This window comes from Escherichia sp. E4736, assembly GCF_005781225.1.
GTDB lineage: Bacteria > Pseudomonadota > Gammaproteobacteria > Enterobacterales > Enterobacteriaceae > Escherichia.
Window position 1 is genome coordinate 17,931 of the sequence record NZ_VATT01000006.1, and the last position, 22,571, is coordinate 40,501.

Annotated in this window: 20 protein-coding genes and 1 tRNA gene; 13 read left to right on the plus strand and 8 right to left on the minus strand. The window is 47.9% G+C overall.

The features are described from left to right. Positions 1-142 precede the first annotated feature (142 nt). Complete coding sequence (locus tag FEK46_RS04195) at positions 143-1,012, plus strand: YjeJ family protein (RefSeq protein WP_130205955.1); 870 nt, start codon at positions 143-145, stop codon at positions 1,010-1,012. A 202-nt stretch (positions 1,013-1,214) separates the two neighbouring features. Here the strand turns inward: FEK46_RS04195 and FEK46_RS04200 are convergent, their stop codons facing one another. The 3 genes from FEK46_RS04200 to FEK46_RS04210 form a co-directional block, all read right to left on the minus strand. Then, on the minus strand, positions 1,215-1,568 hold the full coding sequence (locus FEK46_RS04200; protein WP_000558209.1) for a DUF4156 domain-containing protein: 354 nt from the start codon (positions 1,566-1,568) through the stop codon (positions 1,215-1,217). Between the two features lie 137 nt (positions 1,569-1,705). Beyond that, entirely contained in the window at positions 1,706-3,352 is a 1,647-nt protein-coding gene (groL, locus tag FEK46_RS04205; RefSeq protein WP_000729132.1) for a chaperonin GroEL, read from the minus strand. A 43-nt stretch (positions 3,353-3,395) separates the two neighbouring features. Then, positions 3,396-3,689: a co-chaperone GroES gene (locus FEK46_RS04210; RefSeq protein WP_001026276.1), complete on the minus strand. Its 294-nt coding sequence runs from the start codon at positions 3,687-3,689 to the stop codon at positions 3,396-3,398. Between the two features lie 275 nt (positions 3,690-3,964). Between FEK46_RS04210 and yjeH the strand changes: the two genes are divergently transcribed. Beyond that, positions 3,965-5,221: an L-methionine/branched-chain amino acid transporter gene (gene yjeH, locus FEK46_RS04215; protein ID WP_135560205.1), complete on the plus strand. Its 1,257-nt coding sequence runs from the start codon at positions 3,965-3,967 to the stop codon at positions 5,219-5,221. A gap of 15 nt (positions 5,222-5,236) precedes the next feature. On the opposite strand, the gene FEK46_RS04220 is transcribed toward yjeH, so the two are convergent. Next, positions 5,237-5,713 carry an FxsA family protein gene (locus tag FEK46_RS04220; RefSeq protein WP_130205951.1) on the minus strand — a complete coding sequence of 159 codons (477 nt, stop codon included), beginning with the start codon at positions 5,711-5,713 and terminating at the stop codon, positions 5,237-5,239. Positions 5,714-6,049: 336 nt separating this feature from the next. Here FEK46_RS04220 and aspA point away from each other — a divergent pair, with 336 nt between their 5' ends. The 11 genes from aspA to lysS all read left to right on the plus strand — a co-directional run bounded on the left by aspA (position 6,050) and on the right by lysS (position 21,160). Further along, positions 6,050-7,486, plus strand: a complete 1,437-nt coding sequence (gene aspA, locus FEK46_RS04225; RefSeq protein WP_130205949.1) for an aspartate ammonia-lyase — start codon at positions 6,050-6,052, stop codon at positions 7,484-7,486. Between the two features lie 117 nt (positions 7,487-7,603). Then, positions 7,604-8,905 carry an anaerobic C4-dicarboxylate transporter DcuA gene (dcuA, locus tag FEK46_RS04230; protein WP_064525748.1) on the plus strand — a complete coding sequence of 434 codons (1,302 nt, stop codon included), beginning with the start codon at positions 7,604-7,606 and terminating at the stop codon, positions 8,903-8,905. Between the two features lie 115 nt (positions 8,906-9,020). Beyond that, a complete protein-coding gene (gene cutA / locus FEK46_RS04235; protein WP_064525746.1) occupies positions 9,021-9,359 on the plus strand; it encodes a divalent cation tolerance protein CutA in 339 nt (112 codons plus the stop codon). Next, positions 9,335-11,032 carry a protein-disulfide reductase DsbD gene (gene dsbD, locus FEK46_RS04240; RefSeq protein ID WP_130205943.1) on the plus strand — a complete coding sequence of 566 codons (1,698 nt, stop codon included), beginning with the start codon at positions 9,335-9,337 and terminating at the stop codon, positions 11,030-11,032. The genes cutA and dsbD overlap by 25 nt, the downstream gene beginning before the upstream one ends. A gap of 35 nt (positions 11,033-11,067) precedes the next feature. Further along, positions 11,068-11,643 carry a transcriptional regulator gene (locus FEK46_RS04245; RefSeq protein ID WP_001188520.1) on the plus strand — a complete coding sequence of 192 codons (576 nt, stop codon included), beginning with the start codon at positions 11,068-11,070 and terminating at the stop codon, positions 11,641-11,643. Positions 11,644-11,749: 106 nt separating this feature from the next. Then, positions 11,750-11,825, plus strand: a tRNA-Phe gene (locus FEK46_RS04250). Between the two features lie 602 nt (positions 11,826-12,427). After that, positions 12,428-13,966 carry a lysine decarboxylation/transport transcriptional activator CadC gene (gene cadC / locus FEK46_RS04260; protein WP_130259503.1) on the plus strand — a complete coding sequence of 513 codons (1,539 nt, stop codon included), beginning with the start codon at positions 12,428-12,430 and terminating at the stop codon, positions 13,964-13,966. 361 nt (positions 13,967-14,327) lie between these two features. Continuing rightward, on the plus strand, positions 14,328-15,662 hold the full coding sequence (cadB, locus tag FEK46_RS04265) for a cadaverine/lysine antiporter (protein WP_130205939.1): 1,335 nt from the start codon (positions 14,328-14,330) through the stop codon (positions 15,660-15,662). Between the two features lie 79 nt (positions 15,663-15,741). Continuing rightward, on the plus strand, positions 15,742-17,889 hold the full coding sequence (gene cadA / locus FEK46_RS04270; RefSeq protein WP_130205937.1) for a lysine decarboxylase CadA: 2,148 nt from the start codon (positions 15,742-15,744) through the stop codon (positions 17,887-17,889). A gap of 58 nt (positions 17,890-17,947) precedes the next feature. Further along, the gene (dtpC, locus tag FEK46_RS04275) at positions 17,948-19,405 is read left to right on the plus strand and encodes a dipeptide/tripeptide permease DtpC (protein ID WP_130205935.1); all 1,458 of its coding nucleotides are present in this window, start codon (positions 17,948-17,950) and stop codon (positions 19,403-19,405) included. Positions 19,406-19,642: 237 nt separating this feature from the next. Next, entirely contained in the window at positions 19,643-21,160 is a 1,518-nt protein-coding gene (gene lysS / locus FEK46_RS04280) for a lysine--tRNA ligase (protein WP_130205933.1), read from the plus strand. Positions 21,161-21,278: 118 nt separating this feature from the next. Here the strand turns inward: lysS and ghoT are convergent, their stop codons facing one another. The 4 genes from ghoT to yjdI all read right to left on the minus strand — a co-directional run bounded on the left by ghoT (position 21,279) and on the right by yjdI (position 22,507). Next, positions 21,279-21,452, minus strand: a complete 174-nt coding sequence (gene ghoT / locus FEK46_RS04285) for a type V toxin-antitoxin system toxin GhoT (RefSeq protein WP_130205931.1) — start codon at positions 21,450-21,452, stop codon at positions 21,279-21,281. 26 nt (positions 21,453-21,478) lie between these two features. After that, positions 21,479-21,775 (minus strand): type V toxin-antitoxin system endoribonuclease antitoxin GhoS, encoded by a 297-nt coding sequence (gene ghoS, locus FEK46_RS04290; protein WP_130205929.1) that lies wholly within the window; start codon positions 21,773-21,775, stop codon positions 21,479-21,481. 217 nt (positions 21,776-21,992) lie between these two features. Continuing rightward, on the minus strand, positions 21,993-22,265 hold the full coding sequence (locus FEK46_RS04295) for a GNAT family N-acetyltransferase (protein ID WP_000405647.1): 273 nt from the start codon (positions 22,263-22,265) through the stop codon (positions 21,993-21,995). A gap of 11 nt (positions 22,266-22,276) precedes the next feature. Then, positions 22,277-22,507, minus strand: coding sequence for a 4Fe-4S mono-cluster protein YjdI (yjdI, locus tag FEK46_RS04300; RefSeq protein ID WP_130259501.1), 231 nt, complete (start codon positions 22,505-22,507; stop codon positions 22,277-22,279). Between the last annotated feature and the right edge of the window lie 64 nt (positions 22,508-22,571).

The following is a 22,571-nucleotide window of genomic DNA, read 5'->3' on the forward strand; positions in this document are numbered from 1 at the left end:
AATAATTAACCTTTCTTTTCTGTTTATATAGAGTGAGCACGGCTATTTATGTTATTTTAACAACTATTACTACCAAGCCCATTTATCTGGCTTATAAATTAAAATTAATTATTTAATTGAGAAATGGTTAGGGAGAACCTACATGGCCATAAGCATCAAGGGTGTTAATACCGGTGTTATTCGCAAGAGTAATAATTTCATTGCACTGGCGCTGAAAATTAAAGAGCCTCGCAATAAAGAATCGTTGTTCTTCATGTCTGTGATGGAACTGCGCGACCTTCTGATTGCGCTGGAAAGTCGTCTGCATCAAAAGCATAAACTGGATGCTGATGCACGCCTTCTGTATGAGCAAGCTCGCGATAAAGTCATTAAGAAAATGGCAGAAAATATCCCGGAAATTCTGGTTGATGAGCTTAAAAATGCCGATATTAATCGCCGGGTTAACGCGCTGGAACTTACCGATAATCAGGGCGAAAATCTTAATTTCGCATTAACGCTACATGATGGCAGCAAATGCGAATTAGTGGTCAATGAGTTGCAGATTGAAATGCTGGCGCGAGCAATCATTCATGCAATTAATAATGCAGAAATGCGTGAACTGGCGTTACGTATTACATCGTTGTTAGATTTCCTGCCGTTATATGACGTCGACTGCCAGGACAATGGCAATCTGGAATACGACACCTATTCCCAACCAGAATGGAAACATAATCTGTTTAGTCATTATCTGGCCGTACTTTATCGCTTTAAAGATGAAGGTGGCAAAGAGCAATTTAGCGGAGCAGTAGTAAAAACGCGTGAAGCAACAGCGGGTAAAGAAGTGGAGGCTATCACTCGCCGGATGCTTGATTTCAGTCCTCGACTGAAAAAACTCGCGGGTGTGCCGTGTCAGGTCTACGTTCGGACTATGGCAGCCAATAACGCCCAACCACTGACCCAGGATCAATGCCTACGCGCACTGCATCACCTACGCGTTCAATCCATCAGCAAAACTGCACCACAGGCGAAATAATCCCATCTTTGCTAATGCGAGGCTGGAGCCATCCAGCCTGAAATGACCGATAACGTGATCGTCGATCATGCCGGATGCGGCGTAAACGCCTTATCCGGCCTACAAATTCTCAAGCATTCAATCAGTTGCAATGCCTGATGTGGGCCTGATAAGCGAAGCGCATCTGGCAATTATACGTTTGTCACCCAGCCTCAGGATCCCATCAGTTCGGGCACTTATATACCTGACCGATAATCTGGCTGTCAGTCGGGACAAAGCTGGACAACATGCCCTGCGACGGGCTGCTGATACCATAAATCACGTTACCGCCCATTGCTGCCGCCTGGTTGCGCAGATCGTTTGCCGCACCACGCATAGAACCGCCCTCTTCACCGTGTTGCCCGGAAAGCCAGTTACTTTGCTTACCGGTAGCAGTACCAATCAGCTGGCACTCTGCACCTGGTTGCTCGTCCACGATGCGAACGCTCTGTCCGGCAGCGCTCAATTCGTTGCTGGAGCTACAACCCGCCATCAGTAGCGCGGCACCGACAATCCCTGCTAAGTATTTTACGTGCATGTTATTCCCCATAATCAATGAGCTGGACGCAACTCGCGTCGTCCGTGTCTGAATCTTATACTAGAAAGATGACCAAAAGAAAAACCCCCAGACATTTCTGCCCGGGGGTTTCTTTATTTCTGCGAGGTGCAGGGCAATTACATCATGCCGCCCATGCCACCCATGCCGCCCATACCGCCAGCAGCGCCTAAGTCAGCTGCATCGTTTTTCGGCAGGTCGGTAACCATGCACTCAGTGGTGATCATCAGGCCAGCCACAGAAGCTGCGTACTGCAGAGCAGAACGAGTTACTTTGGTTGGATCCAGGATACCCATGTCGATCATGTTGCCGTATTCTTCGGTTGCTGCGTTGTAGCCGTAGTTGCCGTCGCCAGCTTTAACGGTGTTAGCAACAACAGACGGTTCTTCACCGCAGTTCAGTACGATCTGACGCAGCGGAGCTTCCATTGCACGCAGTGCAACTTTGATACCCACGTTCTGCTCTTCGTTCTGACCACGCAGGTCAGCCAGTTTAGACGCTACGCGGATCAGCGCAACACCACCACCAGCAACCACGCCTTCTTCTACCGCAGCACGGGTCGCGTGCAGGGCGTCTTCAACGCGTGCTTTTTTCTCTTTCATTTCAACTTCGGTAGCAGCACCAACTTTGATAACTGCAACGCCGCCTGCCAGTTTCGCTACGCGCTCCTGCAGTTTTTCACGGTCGTAGTCAGAAGTTGCTTCTTCAATCTGCTGACGGATCTGAGCAACACGGCCCTGAATCGCAGCTTCTTCACCCACGCCATCGATGATGGTGGTGGTGTCTTTGTTGATCACAACACGTTTAGCCTGGCCCAGGTCTTCCAGGGTTGCTTTTTCCAGCTCCATACCAATCTCTTCAGAGATTACGGTACCGCCAGTCAGGGTTGCGATATCCTGCAGCATAGCTTTACGGCGATCGCCGAAGCCCGGAGCTTTAACCGCAGCGACTTTCACAATGCCACGCATGGTGTTAACAACCAGAGTTGCCAGCGCTTCGCCTTCAACATCTTCAGCGATGATCAGCAGCGGTTTGCCTGCTTTTGCAACGGCTTCCAGAACCGGCAGCATTTCGCGGATGTTGGAGATTTTCTTGTCAGCCAGCAGGATGAACGGGCTTTCCAGTTCTACTGCGCCAGTTTCCGGCTTGTTGATGAAGTAAGGAGACAGGTAGCCACGGTCGAACTGCATACCTTCAACCACGTCCAGTTCGTCCTGCAGACCAGTACCGTCTTCAACGGTGATAACACCTTCTTTACCGACTTTGTCCATCGCTTCAGCGATCAGTTTACCTACGGTTTCGTCGGAGTTAGCGGAGATAGTACCAACCTGAGCAATCGCTTTAGAGTCGGAGCACGGTACGGACAGCGCTTTCAGTTCTTCAACTGCAGCAGTAACGGCTTTGTCGATACCACGTTTCAGGTCCATCGGGTTCATGCCCGCAGCAACAGCTTTCAGACCTTCAGTGATGATAGCCTGAGCCAGTACGGTTGCGGTGGTGGTACCGTCGCCTGCAGTGTCGTTCGCTTTAGAGGCAACTTCTTTCACCATCTGCGCACCCATGTTTTCGAACTTGTCTTCCAGTTCGATTTCACGAGCAACGGAAACACCATCTTTGGTGATGGTCGGTGCACCGAAAGATTTATCCAGAACTACGTTACGGCCTTTCGGACCGAGGGTAACTTTCACTGCATCTGCCAGTACGTTTACGCCGCGCAGCATTTTCACACGAGCGTCGTTACCGAATTTTACGTCTTTAGCTGCCATTATCTTTATTCCTTAAATTCGTATGTTCAGTGTCGTGCGCGGATTACGCTTCAACAATTGCCAGAATGTCGCTTTCGGACATGATCAACACTTCTTCATTGTCGATCTTCTCAGACTTCACACCGTAGCCATCATTGAAAATTACGATGTCGCCAACTTTCACATCCAGCGGCTTCACTTCGCCATTTTCAAGGATACGGCCATTGCCAACAGCCAGCACTTCGCCACGGGTAGATTTAGCCGCTGCAGAGCCGGTCAGAACGATGCCGCCAGCAGATTTAGTTTCAACTTCTTTACGCTTGACGATCACGCGATCATGCAATGGACGAATATTCATTGATAACTCTCCTTTGAGAAAGTCCGTATCTGTTATGGGTGACGCCGGACCTTACGTGGTTTCCCGGCTGGTGACCAGTGAAATGGGGATGGGCTTCTCCCCCTTCAAGGGGGCAAATGAAAAAAAATTCTGATCAGTACAAAATCGGGTAAAAATCCTGATTCACATCACATTTCATCGCAATTTCTCCATCGCCGCCATACGCGAATCTGATTGTGCTACCATCGAAATCCTGCGCAGTTGCCCAAAATTTGGGCACAATTGGACATTAACCCATGAGTGGACTCAAACAAGAACTGGGATTAGCCCAGGGGATCGGCCTGTTATCAACCTCATTATTAGGCACGGGCGTGTTTGCCGTTCCCGCATTAGCCGCCCTGCTAGCGGGCAATACCAGCCTGTGGGCCTGGCCCGTTTTGATTATCTTGGTGTTCCCGATTGCAATCGTCTTTGCGCTGCTGGGACGCCACTATCCCAGCGCGGGCGGCGTCGCGCACTTCGTTGGTATGGCGTTTGGCTCGCGGCTTGAGCGAGTCACTGGCTGGCTATTTTTATCGGTCATTCCCGTGGGCCTGCCCGCTGCACTACAAATTGCCGCCGGCTTTGGCCAGGCAATGTTTGGCTGGCATAGTTGGCAACTGTTGTTGGCAGAACTTGGTACGCTGGCACTGGTGTGGTACATCGGTACTCGCGGTGCCAGTTCCAGTGCTAATCTACAAACGGTTATTGCCGGGCTTATCGTCGCGCTGATTGTCGCTATCTGGTGGGCGGGCGATATCAAACCTGCGAATATCCACTTCCCTGCGCCTGGTGATATCGAACTTTCCGGGTTGTTTGCTGCGTTATCGGTGATGTTCTGGTGCTTTGTCGGTCTGGAGGCATTTGCCCATCTCGCCTCGGAATTTAAAAATCCAGAGCGTGATTTTCCCCGCGCTCTGATGATTGGTCTGTTGCTGGCAGGATTAGTCTATTGGGGCTGTACGGTGGTGGTATTACACTTCGACGCCTATGGTGAAAAAATGGCGGCGGCAGCATCGCTTCCAAAAATTGTGGTGCAGCTGTTCGGTGTAGGAGCATTGTGGATTGCCTGCGTAATTGGCTATCTGGCCTGCTTTGCCAGTCTCAACATTTATATACAGAGCTTCGCCCGATTAGTCTGGTCGCAGGCGCAACACAATCCTGACCACTACCTGGCACGCCTCTCTTCTCGCCATATCCCGACTAATGCCCTTAATGCCGTGCTCGGCTGTTGCGTGGTGAGCACGTTGGCGATCCATATGTTAGAGATCAATCTGGACGCACTTATCATCTATGCCAATGGCATCTTTATTATGATTTACCTGTTATGCATGCTGGCAGGCTGTAAATTATTGCAAGGACGTTATCGACTACTGGCGGTAATTGGCGGGCTGTTATGTGTTATGTTACTGGCGATGGTCGGCTGGAAAAGTTTATATGCCCTGATCATGCTGGCGGGGTTATGGCTATTTCTGCCAAAACGAAAAACGCCGGAAAATGGCATAACCACATAATCCGGCGTTTCGTCATTAATCCTGGCGATCGTCTTTATGATCAAGGCGGTCGCGGTCATCATCCTTACGCTGATACTCACCATCAAAAGTATTACCGCCACCGGTTCCGGCACTAAATCCGCCGCCCGGCATACGGGAAAAGCGCAAATGCGGCATCAACTTCACTGTCAGATGCTTTTGCACTGGCGGTAATAAAAGAAGAAGACCGAGGAAATCGGTGAAAAAGCCCGGTAATAAAAGCAGCAAACCGGCAATGATCAACGAAACACTTTTAATCATTTCCGCCGCTGGGTTTTCTCCCGTCGCCATTTTTTGTTGCATCAGCACAAAATTCTTAAAGCCCTGATTACGTACCAGTGACATACCAATAATTGAGGTGAATATAACCAGCACGAGGGTCAGCAATACCCCAAGGACATGAGCAACCTGAATAAAGATTGAAATCTCAATATAGACATAAAGGAAAACGGCAATAAAAGGTAACCAGCGCAAAGGTTTCTCCTGTAATAGCAACCAGTTAAATCAGGTCGCCTGAATGGGTTGCGAATCGCGTTCAGCTTATATTGTGGTCATTAGCAAAATTTCAAGATGTTTGCGCAACTATTTTTGGTAGTAATCCCAAAGCGGTGATCTATTTCACAAATTAATAATTAAGGGGTAAAAACCAACACTTAAAGTGATCCAGATTACGGTAGAAATCCTCAAGCAGCATATGATCCCGGGTATTCGACTGATGCAGGGGATAATCGTCGGTCGAAAAACATTCGAAACCACATATATTCTGTGTGTTTAAAGCAAATCATTGGCAGCTTGAAAAAGAAGGTTCACATGTCAAACAACATTCGTATCGAAGAAGATCTGTTGGGTACCAGGGAAGTTCCAGCTGATGCCTACTATGGTGTTCACACTCTGAGAGCGATTGAAAACTTCTATATCAGCAACAACAAAATCAGCGATATTCCTGAATTTGTTCGCGGTATGGTAATGGTTAAAAAAGCTGCAGCTATGGCAAACAAAGAGCTGCAAACCATTCCTAAAAGTGTAGCGAATGCAATCATTGCCGCATGTGATGAAGTCCTGAACAACGGAAAATGCATGGATCAGTTCCCGGTAGACGTCTACCAGGGCGGCGCAGGTACTTCCGTAAACATGAACACCAACGAAGTGCTGGCCAATATCGGTCTGGAACTGATGGGTCACCAGAAAGGTGAATATCAGTATCTGAACCCGAACGACCACGTTAACAAATGTCAGTCCACTAACGACGCCTACCCGACCGGTTTCCGCATCGCAGTTTACTCTTCTCTGATTAAACTGGTAGATGCTATTAACCAACTGCGTGAAGGCTTTGAACGTAAAGCTGTCGAATTCCAGGACATCCTGAAAATGGGTCGTACCCAGCTGCAGGACGCAGTACCGATGACCCTCGGTCAGGAATTCCGCGCTTTCAGCATCCTGCTGAAAGAAGAAGTGAAAAACATCGAACGTACCGCTGAACTGCTGCTGGAAGTTAACCTCGGCGCAACTGCAATCGGTACTGGCCTGAACACGCCGAAAGAGTACTCTCCGCTGGCAGTGAAAAAACTGGCTGAAGTCACTGGCTTCCCATGCGTACCTGCTGAAGACCTGATCGAAGCGACCTCTGACTGCGGCGCTTACGTTATGGTTCATGGCGCGCTGAAACGCATGGCTGTGAAGATGTCCAAAATCTGTAACGACCTGCGCTTGCTCTCTTCTGGCCCACGTGCCGGCCTGAACGAGATCAACCTGCCGGAACTGCAGGCTGGCTCTTCCATCATGCCAGCTAAAGTAAACCCAGTTGTTCCGGAAGTGGTTAACCAGGTTTGCTTCAAAGTCATCGGTAACGACATCACTGTTACCATGGCAGCAGAAGCGGGTCAGCTGCAGCTGAACGTTATGGAGCCGGTCATTGGCCAGGCCATGTTTGAATCCGTTCACATTCTGACCAACGCTTGCTACAACCTGCTGGAAAAATGCGTTAACGGCATCACTGCTAACAAAGAAGTGTGCGAAGGTTACGTTTACAACTCTATCGGTATCGTCACTTACCTGAACCCATTCATCGGCCACCACAACGGTGACATCGTGGGTAAAATCTGTGCCGAAACTGGCAAGAGCGTACGTGAAGTCGTTCTGGAGCGCGGTCTGTTGACTGAAGCAGAACTAGACGATATTTTCTCCGTACAGAACCTGATGCATCCGGCTTACAAAGCAAAACGCTATACTGATGAAAGCGAACAGTAATCGTACAGGGTAGTACAAATAAAAGAGGCACGTCAGACGACGTGCCTTTTTTCTTGTGAGCAGTAACTTAAAAACAACAACCTGATATCAACTTGTTAAAAAACAAGGAAGGCTAATATGCTAGTTGTAGAACTCATCATCGTTTTGCTGGCGATCTTCTTGGGCGCCAGATTAGGGGGAATTGGTATTGGTTTTGCAGGTGGATTGGGGGTGCTGGTTCTTGCCGCTATCGGCGTCAAGCCTGGTAACATCCCATTCGATGTCATTTCCATTATCATGGCGGTTATCGCTGCTATTTCTGCTATGCAGGTTGCTGGCGGTCTGGACTATCTGGTTCACCAGACAGAAAAGCTGCTGCGCCGTAACCCGAAATACATCACGATCCTTGCACCGATCGTAACCTATTTCCTGACCATCTTTGCTGGTACCGGCAACATCTCTCTGGCGACACTGCCAGTTATCGCTGAAGTTGCGAAGGAACAAGGCGTTAAACCTTGCCGTCCGCTGTCTACTGCAGTGGTATCCGCGCAGATTGCGATCACCGCATCGCCAATCTCTGCGGCGGTGGTTTACATGTCTTCCGTGATGGAAGGTCATGGCATCAGCTACCTGCATCTGCTCTCTGTGGTCATCCCGTCTACCCTGCTGGCAGTTCTGGTGATGTCCTTCCTGGTAACCATGCTTTTCAACTCCAAACTGTCTGACGATCCGATTTATCGCAAGCGTCTGGAAGAAGGTCTGGTTGAACTGCGCGGTGAGAAACAGATTGAAATCAAACAAGGCGCGAAAGCATCCGTCTGGCTGTTCCTGCTGGGCGTAGTTGGCGTGGTTATCTATGCGATTATCAACAGCCCGAGCATGGGCCTGGTTGAAAAACCGCTGATGAACACCACTAACGCGATCCTGATTATCATGTTGAGCGTTGCAACCCTGACCACTGTTCTTTGTAAAGTGGACACCGACAACATCCTCAACTCCAGCACCTTCAAAGCAGGTATGAGCGCCTGTATTTGTATCCTGGGTGTTGCATGGCTGGGCGATACTTTCGTTTCCAACAACATCGACTGGATCAAAGATACCGCTGGTGAAGTTATTCAGGGCCATCCGTGGCTGCTGGCTGTTATCTTCTTCTTTGCTTCTGCTCTGCTGTACTCTCAGGCTGCAACTGCAAAAGCACTGATGCCGATGGCTCTGGCGCTGAACGTTTCTCCACTGACCGCTGTAGCTTCTTTCGCAGCCGTGTCTGGTCTGTTCATTCTGCCGACCTACCCGACGCTGGTTGCTGCGGTACAGATGGATGACACGGGTACCACTCGTATCGGTAAATTCGTCTTCAACCATCCGTTCTTTATCCCAGGTACTCTGGGTGTTGCCCTGGCCGTTTGCTTCGGCTTCTTACTGGGCAGTGTGATGCTGTAATGACAAATCGCGGGGCGTTCACGCCCCGCTTTCTTTCCCGCCGACTAACATCCTTTCCCCGTCCGTTGTATAGTGACCTCTCTCTTGCGGTTCCATCTGTTCTTGCGAGGTGTTTATGCTTGATGAAAAAAGTTCGAATACCGCGTCCGTCGTGGTGTTGTGCACCGCGCCGGATGAAGCGACGGCCCAGGAATTAGCCGCCAAAGTGTTGGCGGAAAAACTGGCGGCCTGCGCAACCTTGATTCCTGGCGCTACCTCTCTCTATTACTGGGAAGGTAAACTGGAACAGGAATACGAAGTGCAGATGATTTTAAAAACCACCGTATCTCACCAGCAGGCACTGCTGGAATGCCTGAAGTCTCATCATCCGTATCAAACCCCGGAGCTTCTGGTTTTACCTGTTACACACGGAGACACAGATTACCTCTCATGGCTCAACGCATCTTTACGCTGATCCTGCTACTTTGCAGCACTTCCGTTTTTGCCGGATTATTCGACGCGCCGGGACGCTCACAATTTGTCCCCGCGGATCAAGCCTTTGCTTTTGATTTTCAGCAAAACCAACATGAGCTTAATCTGAGCTGGCAGATCAAAGACGGTTACTATCTTTACCGTAAACAGATCCGCATTACGCCGGAACAAGCGAAAATTGCCGACGTGCAGCTGCCCCAGGGCGTCTGGCATGAAGATGAGTTTTACGGCAAAAGCGAGATTTACCGCGAGCGGCTGACGCTTCCTGTGACCATCAACCAGGCAAGTGCGGGTGCGACATTGACTGTCACCTACCAGGGCTGTGCTGACGCCGGTTTTTGTTATCCGCCAGAAACCAAAACCGTTCCGTTAAGCGAAGTGGTTACCAACAACGCGACGCCACCGTCTGCATCAGTTCCGCAGCAAGAGCAGCCCGTCGCGCAATTGCCCTTTTCCGCGCTCTGGGCGTTATTGATTGGTATCGGTATCGCCTTTACGCCATGCGTGCTGCCAATGTACCCACTGATTTCTGGCATCGTGCTGGGCGGTAAACAGCGGCTCTCCACTGCCAGAGCATTGTTGCTGACCTTTATTTATGTGCAGGGGATGGCGCTGACTTACACGGCACTGGGTCTGGTGGTTGCCGCCGCAGGGTTACAGTTCCAGGCGGCGCTACAGCACCCATACGTGCTCATTGGCCTCGCTATCGTCTTTACCTTGCTGGCGATGTCAATGTTTGGCTTGTTTACTCTGCAACTCCCCTCTTCGCTGCAAACACGTCTCACGCTGATGAGCAATCGCCAACAGGGCGGCTCACCTGGCGGTGTGTTTGTTATGGGGGCGATTGCCGGACTGATCTGTTCACCATGCACCACCGCACCGCTTAGCGCGATTCTGTTGTATATCGCCCAAAGCGGGAACATGTGGCTGGGGGGCGGCACGCTTTATCTCTATGCGCTGGGCATGGGCCTGCCGCTGATGCTAATAACCGTCTTTGGTAACCGCCTGCTGCCGAAAAGCGGCCCGTGGATGGAACAGGTCAAAACCGCATTTGGTTTTGTGATCCTCGCACTGCCGGTCTTCCTGCTGGAGCGAGTAGTTGGTGATGTCTGGGGATTACGCTTGTGGTCGGCGCTTGGTGTCGCGTTCTTTGGCTGGGCCTTTATCACCAGCTTACAGGCCAAACGCGGCTGGATGCGTATTGTGCAAATTATCCTGCTGGCGGCAGCATTGGTTAGCGTGCGCCCACTCCAGGATTGGGCATTTGGCGCGACGCATACCGCGCAAACTCAGGCGCATCTCAACTTTACACAAATCAAAACGGTAGATGAGTTAAATCAGGCACTCGCTGAAGCCAAAGGCAAACCGGTGATGTTAGATCTCTATGCCGACTGGTGCGTCGCCTGTAAAGAGTTTGAGAAATACACCTTCAGCGACCCGCAGGTGCAAAAAGCGTTAGCAGACACGGTCTTACTTCAGGCCAACGTCACTGCCAACGACGCACAAGATGTGGCGCTGTTAAAGCATCTAAATGTCCTTGGCCTACCGACAATTCTCTTTTTTGACGGACAAGGCCAGGAGCATCCACAAGCGCGCGTCACGGGCTTTATGGATGCTGAAACCTTCAGCGCACATTTGCGCGATCGCCAACCGTGAACGACACTTCAGTGGGAAAGACGGAGGAAAATAGCGTGCAACGTGAAGATGTACTGGGAGAAGCCCTGAAATTATTAGAATTACAAGGGATTGCCAACACCACGCTGGAGATGGTTGCTGAACGTGTGGATTATCCACTGGACGAGCTGCGCCGCTTCTGGCCAGACAAAGAGGCGATCCTCTACGATGCGCTGCGTTATCTTAGCCAACAGATAGATGTCTGGCGTCGTCAGCTGATGCTGGACGAAACGCAAACCGCCGAACAAAAGCTGCTGGCACGTTATCAGGCGCTATCGGAGTGCGTTAAAAACAACCGCTATCCGGGCTGTCTGTTTATCGCTGCCTGTACGTTTTATCCCGATCCTGGCCACCCTATTCATCAATTGGCCGATCAGCAAAAAAGCGCGGCCTACGACTTTACCCACGAACTGTTAACCACGCTGGAAGTGGACGATCCGGCGATGGTAGCAAAGCAGATGGAACTGGTGCTGGAAGGTTGTTTAAGCCGAATGCTGGTGAATCGTAGCCAGGCGGATGTCGACACCGCACATCGGCTGGCGGAAGATATCCTGCGCTTCGCTCGCTGCCGCCAGGGTGGCGCACTGACCTGACAGAAACACAGAAAAGAAGCGATTTGCCGCAATCTTAAGCAGTTGAATCGCTTTTACTGAAATTAGGTTGACGAGATGTGCAGATTACGGTTTAATGCGCCCCGTTGCCCGGATAGCTCAGTCGGTAGAGCAGGGGATTGAAAATCCCCGTGTCCTTGGTTCGATTCCGAGTCCGGGCACCAAATTCATATGAACGGACCTCCACGGAGGTCCGTTTTTCGTTTCAGGACGCGACGATTTAACCGTTCTTCCTCCAAATCACTCCCACCAAACTCAACCAAATTCTCCCCACATCACCAGCATTTTGCGGGTATACCCCTGTTTGAGAAAATTTGTCCCTGAGCTATGACACTGACTGACGCGAAATATCGTGCGGCCCCGTGATGCTGTTGAACGTCAAATGACGTCATCAGGAGCGTAACGCATCCATAAACAGAACGCCGACTGATGAGATTTCCTGGATGCGAACAAAGAGAAATGTATCAGTCCGTTTGATCATGCAAAGACTAACAATCCATTAAAATAGTAAGCGTTCCAGGCAATTTTCCGGGGATTATTTTCTGAACGTTTTCTTTGGCAAAGATAATCAATCTTGGTGGTAAGGCAAATTACTTCTGATTCTCATTAAAGTCATTTCGTAAGGCGATGTAATCAAGAGGTTTACGGGTGGTAAAAATAACGTCTCACATTCACCTGTAATATGTAAACGCATCCATCTATAGATGGTAAAAATAGGTTATGGCAATTATCATTGCACCATTCCCTTTTCGAATGAGTTTTTATTATGCAACAACCTGTAGTTCGCGTTGGCGAGTGGCTTGTTACTCCGTCCATAAACCAAATTAGTCGCAATGGGCGTCAACTTACCCTTGAGCCGAGACTAATCGATCTTCTGGTTTTCTTTGCTCAACACAGTGGCGAAGTACTTAGCAGAGATGAACTTATCGATAATGTCTGGAAGAGAAGTATTGTTACCAATCACGTTGTAACGCAGAGTATCTCAGAACTGCGTAAGTCATTAAAAGATAATGATGAAGATAGTCTTGTCTATATCGCTACTGTACCAAAGCGCGGTTATAAATTAATGGTGCCAGTTATCTGGTACAGCGAAGAGGAGGGAGAAGAAATAATGCAATCTTCGCCTCCCCCTATACCAGAGGCGATTCCTGACACAGATTCTCCTTCCCACAGTCTTAACATTCAAAACACCGCAACGCCACCTGAACAATCCCCAGTTAAAAGCAAACGATTCACTACCTTTTGGGTATGGTTTTTTTTCCTGTTGTCGTTAGGTATCTGTGTAGCACTGGTGGCGTTTTCCAGTCTTGAAACGCGCCTTCCTATGAGTAAATCGCGTATTTTGCTCAATCCACGCGATATTGACATTAATATGGTGAATAAGAGTTGTAACAGCTGGACTTCCCCGTATCAGCTCTCTTACGCGATAGGTGTGGGTGATTTGGTGGCTACGTCACTTAATACCTTCTCCACTTTTATGGTTCATGACAAAATCAACTACAACATTGATGAACCGAGCAGTTCCGGTAAAACATTATCTATTGCGTTTGTTAATCAGCGCCAATACCGCGCTCAACAGTGCTTTATGTCGGTGAAATTGGTAGACAATGCAGATGGTTCAACCATGCTGGATAAACGTTATGTCATCACTAACGGTAATCAGCTGGCGATTCAAAATGATTTACTGGAGAGTTTGTCAAAAGCGTTAAATCAACCGTGGCCACAACAAATGCAGGAGATGCTCCAACAAATTTTGCCTCATCGTGGTGCGTTATTAACTAATTTTTATCAGGCACATGATTATTTAATGCATGGTGATGATAAATCATTGAACCGTGCCAGTGAGTTATTAGGTGAGATTGTTCAATCATCTCCCGAATTTACCTACGCGAGAGCAGAGAAAGCATTAGTTGATATAGTACGTCATTCTCAGCATCCTTTAGATGAAAAACAATTAGCAGCACTGAACACAGAAATTGATAACATTGCTACACTGCCAGGAATGAATAATCTGGCCATTCTCTATCAAATAAAAGCGGTCAGTGCTCTGACAAAAGGAAAAACAGACGAATCTTATCAGGCGATAAATACTGGCATTGACCTTGAAATGTCCTGGCTAAATTATGTATTGCTTGGCAAAGTTTATGAGATGAAGGGGATGAACCGAGAAGCTGCTGATGCATATCTCACCGCCTTTAATTTACGCCCAGGAGCAAACACCCTTTACTGGATTGAAAATGGCATATTCCAGACTTCTGTTTCTTATGTTGTTCCTTATCTCGACAAATTTCTCGCTTCAGAATAAACGAATCCTGGGTTGATTCATTCGCGGGGATTTTTAGCGTTAAACGCTTGTATATTTATTGACATAACATGTTGCAGCAATTTATTTGCTGCATAATTTTTATTACATAAATTTAACCAGCAATTTTCTCGTAATTCATTGTAAATATTGAATGTTTATCTTTTCATGATATCAACTTGCGATTCTGATCTGTTAATGAAGAGCTAAAATAATCACTGACATAAACTTTTGTATTATTTCACCTAATCTTTAGGATTAATCTTTTTTTTTGAGTAGTCTTGTCGCCAGTTTGGTCTGGTCAGTAAATAGTTATACATCATGACCCGGACTCCAAATTCTAAAATGAAATTAGGAGAAGAGCATGAGTTCTGCCAAGAAGATTGGGCTATTTGCCTGTACCGGTGTTGTTGCCGGTAATATGATGGGGAGCGGTATTGCATTATTACCTGCGAACCTTGCAAGTATCGGTGGTATTGCTATCTGGGGTTGGATCATCTCTATTATTGGTGCAATGTCGCTGGCTTATGTATATGCCCGACTGGCAACAAAGAACCCGCAACAAGGTGGCCCAATTGCTTATGCTGGAGAAATTTCCCCTGCATTTGGTTTTCAGACAGGTGTTCTTTATTACCATGCTAACTGGATTGGTAACCTGGCGATTGGTATTACCGCTGTATCTTATCTTTCCACCTTCTTCCCAGTATTAAATGATCCTGTTCCGGCGGGTATCGCCTGTATTGCTATCGTCTGGGTATTTACCTTTGTAAATATGCTCGGCGGTACCTGGGTAAGCCGTTTAACCACTATTGGCCTGGTGCTGGTTCTTATTCCTGTGGTTATGACTGCTATTGTTGGCTGGCATTGGTTTGATGCTGCAACTTATGCAGCTAACTGGAATACTGCGGGTACCACTGATGGTCATGCGATCATTAAAAGTATTCTGCTCTGCCTGTGGGCCTTCGTGGGTGTTGAATCCGCAGCTGTAAGTACTGGTATGGTTAAAAACCCGAAACGTACCGTTCCACTGGCAACCATGCTGGGTACTGGTTTAGCAGGTATTGTTTACATTGCTGCGACTCAGGTGCTTTCCGGTATGTATCCGTCTTCTGTAATGGCAGCTTCCGGTGCTCCGTTTGCAATCAGTGCTTCAACTATCCTCGGTAACTGGGCTGCGCCGCTGGTTTCTGCATTCACCGCCTTTGCGTGCCTGACTTCTCTGGGCTCCTGGATGATGCTGGTAGGCCAGGCAGGTGTACGTGCCGCTAACGACGGTAACTTCCCGAAAGTTTATGGTGAAGTCGACAGCAACGGTATTCCGAAAAAAGGTCTGCTGCTGGCTGCAGTGAAAATGACTGCCCTGATGATCCTCATCACTCTGATGAACTCTGCCGGTGGTAAAGCATCTGACCTGTTCGGTGAACTGACCGGTATCGCAGTACTGCTGACTATGCTGCCATACTTCTACTCTTGCGTTGACCTGATTCGTTTTGAAGGCGTTAACATCCGCAACTTTGTCAGCCTGATCTGCTCTGTACTGGGTTGCGTGTTCTGCTTCATCGCTCTGATGGGCGCAAGCTCCTTCGAGCTGGCAGGTACCTTCATCGTCAGCCTGATTATCCTGATGTTCTACGCTCGCAAAATGCATGAGCGCCAGAGCCACTCAATGGATAACCACACAGCATCTAACGCACATTAATTAAAAGTATTTTCCGAGGCTCCTCCTTTCATTTTGTCCCATGTGTTGGGAGGGGCCTTTTTTACCTGGAGATATGACTATGAACGTTATTGCAATATTGAATCACATGGGGGTTTATTTTAAAGAAGAACCCATCCGTGAACTTCATCGCGCGCTTGAACGTCTGAACTTCCAGATTGTTTACCCGAACGACCGTGACGACTTATTAAAACTGATCGAAAACAATGCGCGTCTGTGCGGTGTTATTTTTGACTGGGATAAATATAATCTCGAGTTGTGCGAAGAAATTAGCAAAATGAACGAGAACCTGCCGTTGTACGCGTTCGCTAATACATATTCCACACTCGATGTAAGCCTGAACGATCTGCGTTTACAGATTAGCTTCTTTGAATATGCGCTGGGTGCTGCTGATGATATTGCTAACAAGATCAAGCAGACCACTGACGAATATATCAACACTATTCTGCCTCCGCTGACCAAAGCGCTGTTTAAATATGTTCGTGAAGGTAAATATACTTTCTGTACTCCTGGTCACATGGGCGGTACTGCATTCCAGAAAAGCCCGGTAGGTAGCCTGTTCTATGATTTCTTTGGTCCGAACACCATGAAATCTGATATTTCCATTTCAGTATCTGAACTGGGTTCCCTGCTGGATCACAGCGGTCCACACAAAGAAGCAGAACAGTATATCGCTCGCGTCTTTAACGCAGAGCGCAGCTACATGGTGACCAACGGTACTTCCACTGCGAACAAAATTGTTGGTATGTACTCTGCTCCGGCAGGCAGCACCATTCTGATTGACCGTAACTGCCACAAATCGCTGACCCATCTGATGATGATGAGCGATGTTACGCCAATCTATTTCCGCCCGACCCGTAACGCTTACGGTATTCTTGGCGGTATCCCACAGAGTGAATTCCAGCACGCTACCATTGCTAAGCGCGTGAAAGAAACACCAAACGCGACCTGGCCGGTACATGCCGTAATTACTAACTCTACCTATGATGGTCTGCTGTACAACACCGACTTCATTAAGAAAACGCTGGATGTGAAATCCATCCACTTTGACTCCGCGTGGGTGCCTTACACCAACTTCTCACCGATTTACGAAGGTAAATGCGGTATGAGCGGTGGCCGTGTCGAAGGGAAAGTGATTTACGAAACCCAGTCCACTCACAAACTGCTGGCGGCGTTCTCTCAGGCTTCCATGATCCACGTTAAAGGTGACGTAAACGAAGAAACCTTTAACGAAGCCTACATGATGCACACCACCACTTCTCCGCACTACGGTATCGTGGCGTCCACTGAAACCGCTGCGGCGATGATGAAAGGTAATGCCGGTAAACGCCTGATCGACGGTTCCATTGAACGTGCGATCAAGTTCCGTAAAGAGATCAAACGTCTGAGAACAGAATCTGATGGCTGGTTCTTTGATGTATGGCAGCCGGATCATATCGATACTACTGAATGCTGGCCGCTGCGTTCTGACAGCACCTGGCACGGCTTCAAAAACATCGATAACGAGCACATGTATCTTGACCCGATCAAAGTCACTCTGCTGACTCCGGGGATGGAAAAAGACGGCACCATGAGCGACTTTGGTATTCCGGCCAGCATCGTGGCGAAATACCTCGACGAACATGGCATCGTTGTTGAGAAGACCGGTCCGTATAACCTGCTGTTCCTGTTCAGCATCGGTATTGATAAGACCAAAGCACTGAGCCTGCTGCGTGCTCTGACTGACTTCAAACGTGCGTTCGACCTGAACCTGCGTGTGAAAAACATGCTGCCGTCTCTGTATCGTGAAGATCCTGAATTCTATGAAAACATGCGTATTCAGGAACTGGCTCAGAATATCCACAAACTGATTGTTCACCACAATCTGCCGGATCTGATGTATCGCGCATTTGAAGTGCTGCCGACAATGGTAATGACTCCGTATGCTGCGTTCCAGAAAGAGCTGCACGGTATGACCGAAGAAGTTTACCTCGACGAAATGGTAGGTCGTATTAACGCCAATATGATCCTTCCGTATCCGCCGGGAGTTCCTCTGGTAATGCCGGGTGAAATGATCACCGAAGAAAGCCGTCCGGTTCTGGAGTTCCTGCAGATGCTGTGTGAAATCGGCGCTCACTATCCGGGCTTTGAAACCGATATTCACGGTGCATACCGTCAGGCTGATGGCCGCTATACCGTTAAGGTATTGAAAGAAGAAAGCAAAAAATAATTAGCTAGTACAAGGGAAGTGGCTTGCCACTTCCCTTTTTTGCTCATAAGGAGAACACATGAAAACACCCTCACAGCCGCGCGCGATATACTATATCGTGGCGATCCAGATCTGGGAGTACTTCAGTTTTTACGGCATGCGTGCCTTACTCATTCTCTATCTCACCCATCAGCTTGGTTTTGATGATAACCATGCCATCAGCCTGTTCAGCGCATACGCTTCTTTGGTTTACGTTACCCCTATTCTCGGCGGCTGGCTTGCCGACCGCCTGCTCGGCAACCGCACTGCGGTAATTGCCGGCGCGCTGTTAATGACCCTTGGCCATGTGGTGCTGGGCATTGATACAAATTCAACCTTTAGCCTGTATCTGGCGCTGGCAATCATTATTTGTGGCTACGGTTTATTCAAATCAAACATCAGCTGTTTGCTTGGCGAGCTCTACGACGAGAACGATCATCGACGTGATGGCGGTTTTTCGCTGCTGTATGCTGCGGGCAATATCGGTTCTATCGCAGCCCCCATCGCCTGCGGCCTGGCTGCTCAGTGGTATGGATGGCATGTTGGCTTTGCCCTTGCGGGTGGCGGCATGTTTATCGGTTTGTTGATTTTCTTAAGCGGTCATCGTCATTTCCAGTCCACGCGTAGTATGGATAAAAAAGCGCTCACTCGCGTGAAGTTTGCCTTACCGGTATGGAGCTGGTTAGTGGTGATGCTCTGTTTAGCCCCAGTATTTTTTACCCTGCTGCTGGAGAACGACTGGTCCGGATATTTGCTGGCGATTGTTTGCCTTATTGCTGCACAAATCATTGCCCGCATGATGATCAAATTCCCCGAACACCGCCGTGCTCTTTGGCAAATTGTATTGTTGATGTTTGTCGGGACGTTGTTCTGGGTACTGGCACAACAGGGCGGCAGTACCATCAGCTTGTTTATCGATCGCTTTGTGAATCGTCAGGCATTCAATATTGAAGTACCTACTGCGCTATTCCAGTCAGTGAATGCAATTGCGGTGATGCTCGCTGGAGTTGTACTTGCCTGGCTGGCGTCGCCAGAAAGCCACGGCAACTCAACATTGCGCGTCTGGCTGAAGTTTGCCTTTGGCTTACTGCTGATGGCTTGTGGCTTTATGTTGCTGGCATTTGATGCCCGACATGCAGCGGCTGGCGGTCAAGCGTCAATGGGTGTGATGATATCCGGGCTGGCGCTAATGGGCTTTGCCGAACTCTTTATTGACCCGGTGGCGATTGCGCAAATCACGCGTCTGAAAATGTCTGGCGTATTAACCGGTATTTATATGCTGGCAACAGGCGCGGTCGCCAACTGGCTGGCAGGCGTAGTGGCACAACAGACGACAGAGTCGCAAATTAGCGGTATGGCAATTGCAGCTTACCAGCGATTCTTTTCCCAGATGGGAGAGTGGACGTTGGCTTGTGTCGCGATCATCGTGGCATTGGCCTTTGCTACCCGATTTCTGTTTAGCACTCCGACGAATATGATACAGGAAAGCAACGATTAACTTCCGTAAAAACAATTAGTTATGAATTAATTTACTTTCAGTTAATCACACTAGCAAATCCCAGATTAATAAGATATTTAAACCATTTTTATGGTTATTTATTAGTGATATCAACTTGAGGTAAGCGTTGGTTTAGATAAGATGAACTGAGTTACTAATAGTCGAGGCAGATAATACAGTGTACCGATCTGTCTCTTTATCTACGCTAAATTGAAAGCTGGATTAAGAGGAACCAAAATGTCTGAACAAGAAACACAGGGAGCCAATGAGGCTATTGATTTTAACGATGAAATGAGAAATCGTCGCGAAAAACTGGCAGCGCTGCGTCAGCAAGGCGTGGCGTTTCCCAATGATTTTCGCCGCGACCATACTTCTGACCAGTTGCACGAAGAGTTTGATGCGAAGGATAACCAGGAACTGGAATCCTTAAACATTGAAGTCTCGATTGCTGGCCGAATGATGACCCGTCGAATCATGGGGAAAGCCTCCTTTGTAACATTGCAGGATGTCGGTGGCCGTATTCAACTGTACGTTGCACGAGATAGCCTGCCAGAAGGTGTTTATAACGATCAGTTTAAAAAATGGGACCTGGGTGACATTATCGGTGCCCGCGGTACGCTGTTTAAGACGCAAACTGGTGAGCTTTCCATTCACTGTACTGAGTTACGCCTGCTGACTAAAGCACTACGTCCTTTACCAGATAAATTCCATGGTCTGCAGGATCAGGAAGTCCGTTATCGTCAACGTTATCTGGACCTCATCGCTAACGATAAATCCCGTCAAACGTTTGTTGTCCGTTCAAAAATTCTGGCCGCTATCCGCCAGTTCATGGTCGCACGCGGCTTTATGGAAGTAGAAACCCCGATGATGCAGGTAATTCCAGGTGGGGCATCTGCTCGCCCGTTTATTACCCATCATAATGCTCTGGATTTAGATATGTATCTGCGTATCGCGCCGGAGCTGTATCTGAAACGTCTGGTTGTAGGTGGTTTTGAACGGGTATTCGAAATCAACCGTAACTTCCGTAATGAAGGTATTTCTGTTCGTCATAATCCTGAGTTCACGATGATGGAACTCTACATGGCGTATGCGGATTACCACGATTTGATTGAACTGACAGAGTCACTGTTCCGCACCCTGGCACAAGAGGTACTGGGTACCACTAAAGTCACTTATGGCGAGCATGTGTTTGATTTCGGCAAACCGTTTGAAAAACTCACCATGCGTGAAGCAATCAAAAAATATCGTCCAGAAACCGATATGGCCGACCTGGATAATTTTGATGCCGCTAAAGCATTAGCTGAATCTATCGGTATTACAGTAGAGAAAAGCTGGGGGCTGGGACGTATTGTCACCGAAATCTTTGATGAAGTTGCAGAAGCACATCTGATTCAGCCAACCTTTATTACTGAGTATCCGGCAGAAGTGTCACCGCTGGCGCGCCGTAATGATGTTAACCCGGAAATCACCGACCGTTTTGAATTCTTCATCGGTGGTCGTGAAATCGGTAATGGTTTTAGCGAATTAAACGACGCAGAAGATCAGGCTGAACGTTTCCAGGAACAGGTTAACGCCAAAGCTGCAGGTGACGACGAAGCGATGTTCTACGACGAAGATTACGTGACTGCGTTGGAATATGGTCTGCCGCCAACCGCAGGTCTGGGAATTGGTATCGACCGAATGATTATGCTGTTTACTAACAGTCATACTATTCGCGACGTTATTCTCTTCCCGGCGATGCGTCCACAGAAATAAGTTTCACTTTAATGAACGAAGCAGCCAGGCGACTGCTTCGTTCGTCGTTCCGCAAATCAAGTTTTGAGGAGAGACGCTTCGTTTCAAGATAACCAGCGGATCCACTCAACCACAGCTCCTAAAAGAGAGAAAAAAGTAATGCCACAGGCAGACTCATTGGCCAGGTTATTCCTACCAGGAATGCACTAAGTAAACGAATATGTGTTTTCTCATGTGAGATAAACCAGATAATGACAAAGGATATGTTCACACCAATCACATAAAAAATTAATATTTTATAGAATAGTGTCATTTTGAATATCTTCTTATCCCTTCCATCTATTTGTAAAACTGACGGAAATAGTCATCAACTATCATAATGTTGAGGTCAAAATCAATATCTGGCAAGTCTAAGCATTTGATCCTGATTAAATCTTCAATTTCACTTGCGGCTAATGATGTCGTTATTGCGAAAGAATTCTCATTCAATTGTCGTGGTATTCCATATTCATCAGCCACTATAGAGGAGAAGTTCATATCATGCATCAATGATCTTAACCTTAAGAAAACTGAGGAATAAGATGATGGATAATCAAAAGAAACGACATAAGTATTGAACTTTTTTTTACCTTCCATAATAAGACTCCTATCAATATTAAATGCCCTGGGGATGCAAAGTTTATTAACCCCGATTGATGATTCTCATATAGGAGATATTCTTTTTTTTTTGCTCACTAAAGGGGATGACTTGGGACAAGAAAACGCTCTCTCTGACCATTCTTTGTGCATCCCCCGACCCTTCAGATACTCCCCTGCATCGCATTACGCAGAGCATGAAAAATATCGTTACTCATCAACTGCGAATATCATCATACTCACGCGTTTTATCAAATTCGTGTTTCGCAAATGGGCACAGTGGGATAATTTTTCGTTTTTCCCGGCGCATTTTTTCCACGACTTTCGCAACCAACTGTTTACCAATCCCTTGCCCTTTCAGGCTTTCATCAACATCGGTATGTTCGATAATCGCTAAATTCTCTCCAGTCGGCACAAAGACAATTTCAGCGATTTGCTTACCCTGTTCGTCATTGATGTAAAATTTATTGTGACCTTCACGTATTTCCATTTTTCCCTCGCTTATTTATGACGGTATTTCAGTGCGCCGCTCGGGCACGTATCAATCACTTTAACCACAGTGGTGACGTCAACTTCATCCGGCATGATCCACGGCTTACGTTTGAGATTAAATAACTTGCCGTTGCCACGTACGCAATTGCCAGAATGCTGACATATTGCAGTGTTGAAATAGACATCGATCTTTTCGCCGGTATAGCAGCGATAACCACCGTCCAGTAGATCCTGATCCATGACCTTCCCTCTCTCATCAGTATGGTTTTCGCAATAAGCATAGCCCGGAATCTTCATACAGCAC

Bases quoted from the DNA above. Each gene is read 5' to 3' on its own strand.
- FEK46_RS04195 (WP_130205955.1), top strand. From the start codon at position 143: ATGGCCATAAGCATCAAGGGTGTTAATACCGGTGTTATTCGCAAGAGT.
- FEK46_RS04200 (WP_000558209.1), bottom strand. From the start codon at position 1,568: ATGCACGTAAAATACTTAGCAGGGATTGTCGGTGCCGCGCTACTGATG.
- groL (WP_000729132.1), bottom strand. From the start codon at position 3,352: ATGGCAGCTAAAGACGTAAAATTCGGTAACGACGCTCGTGTGAAAATG.
- FEK46_RS04210 (WP_001026276.1), bottom strand. From the start codon at position 3,689: ATGAATATTCGTCCATTGCATGATCGCGTGATCGTCAAGCGTAAAGAA.
- yjeH (WP_135560205.1), top strand. From the start codon at position 3,965: ATGAGTGGACTCAAACAAGAACTGGGATTAGCCCAGGGGATCGGCCTG.
- aspA (WP_130205949.1), top strand. From the start codon at position 6,050: ATGTCAAACAACATTCGTATCGAAGAAGATCTGTTGGGTACCAGGGAA.
- dcuA (WP_064525748.1), top strand. From the start codon at position 7,604: ATGCTAGTTGTAGAACTCATCATCGTTTTGCTGGCGATCTTCTTGGGC.
- cutA (WP_064525746.1), top strand. From the start codon at position 9,021: ATGCTTGATGAAAAAAGTTCGAATACCGCGTCCGTCGTGGTGTTGTGC.
- dsbD (WP_130205943.1), top strand. From the start codon at position 9,335: ATGGCTCAACGCATCTTTACGCTGATCCTGCTACTTTGCAGCACTTCC.
- cadC (WP_130259503.1), top strand. From the start codon at position 12,428: ATGCAACAACCTGTAGTTCGCGTTGGCGAGTGGCTTGTTACTCCGTCC.
- cadB (WP_130205939.1), top strand. From the start codon at position 14,328: ATGAGTTCTGCCAAGAAGATTGGGCTATTTGCCTGTACCGGTGTTGTT.
- cadA (WP_130205937.1), top strand. From the start codon at position 15,742: ATGAACGTTATTGCAATATTGAATCACATGGGGGTTTATTTTAAAGAA.
- dtpC (WP_130205935.1), top strand. From the start codon at position 17,948: ATGAAAACACCCTCACAGCCGCGCGCGATATACTATATCGTGGCGATC.
- lysS (WP_130205933.1), top strand. From the start codon at position 19,643: ATGTCTGAACAAGAAACACAGGGAGCCAATGAGGCTATTGATTTTAAC.
- ghoT (WP_130205931.1), bottom strand. From the start codon at position 21,452: ATGACACTATTCTATAAAATATTAATTTTTTATGTGATTGGTGTGAAC.
- ghoS (WP_130205929.1), bottom strand. From the start codon at position 21,775: ATGGAAGGTAAAAAAAAGTTCAATACTTATGTCGTTTCTTTTGATTAT.
- FEK46_RS04295 (WP_000405647.1), bottom strand. From the start codon at position 22,265: ATGGAAATACGTGAAGGTCACAATAAATTTTACATCAATGACGAACAG.
- yjdI (WP_130259501.1), bottom strand. From the start codon at position 22,507: ATGGATCAGGATCTACTGGACGGTGGTTATCGCTGCTATACCGGCGAA.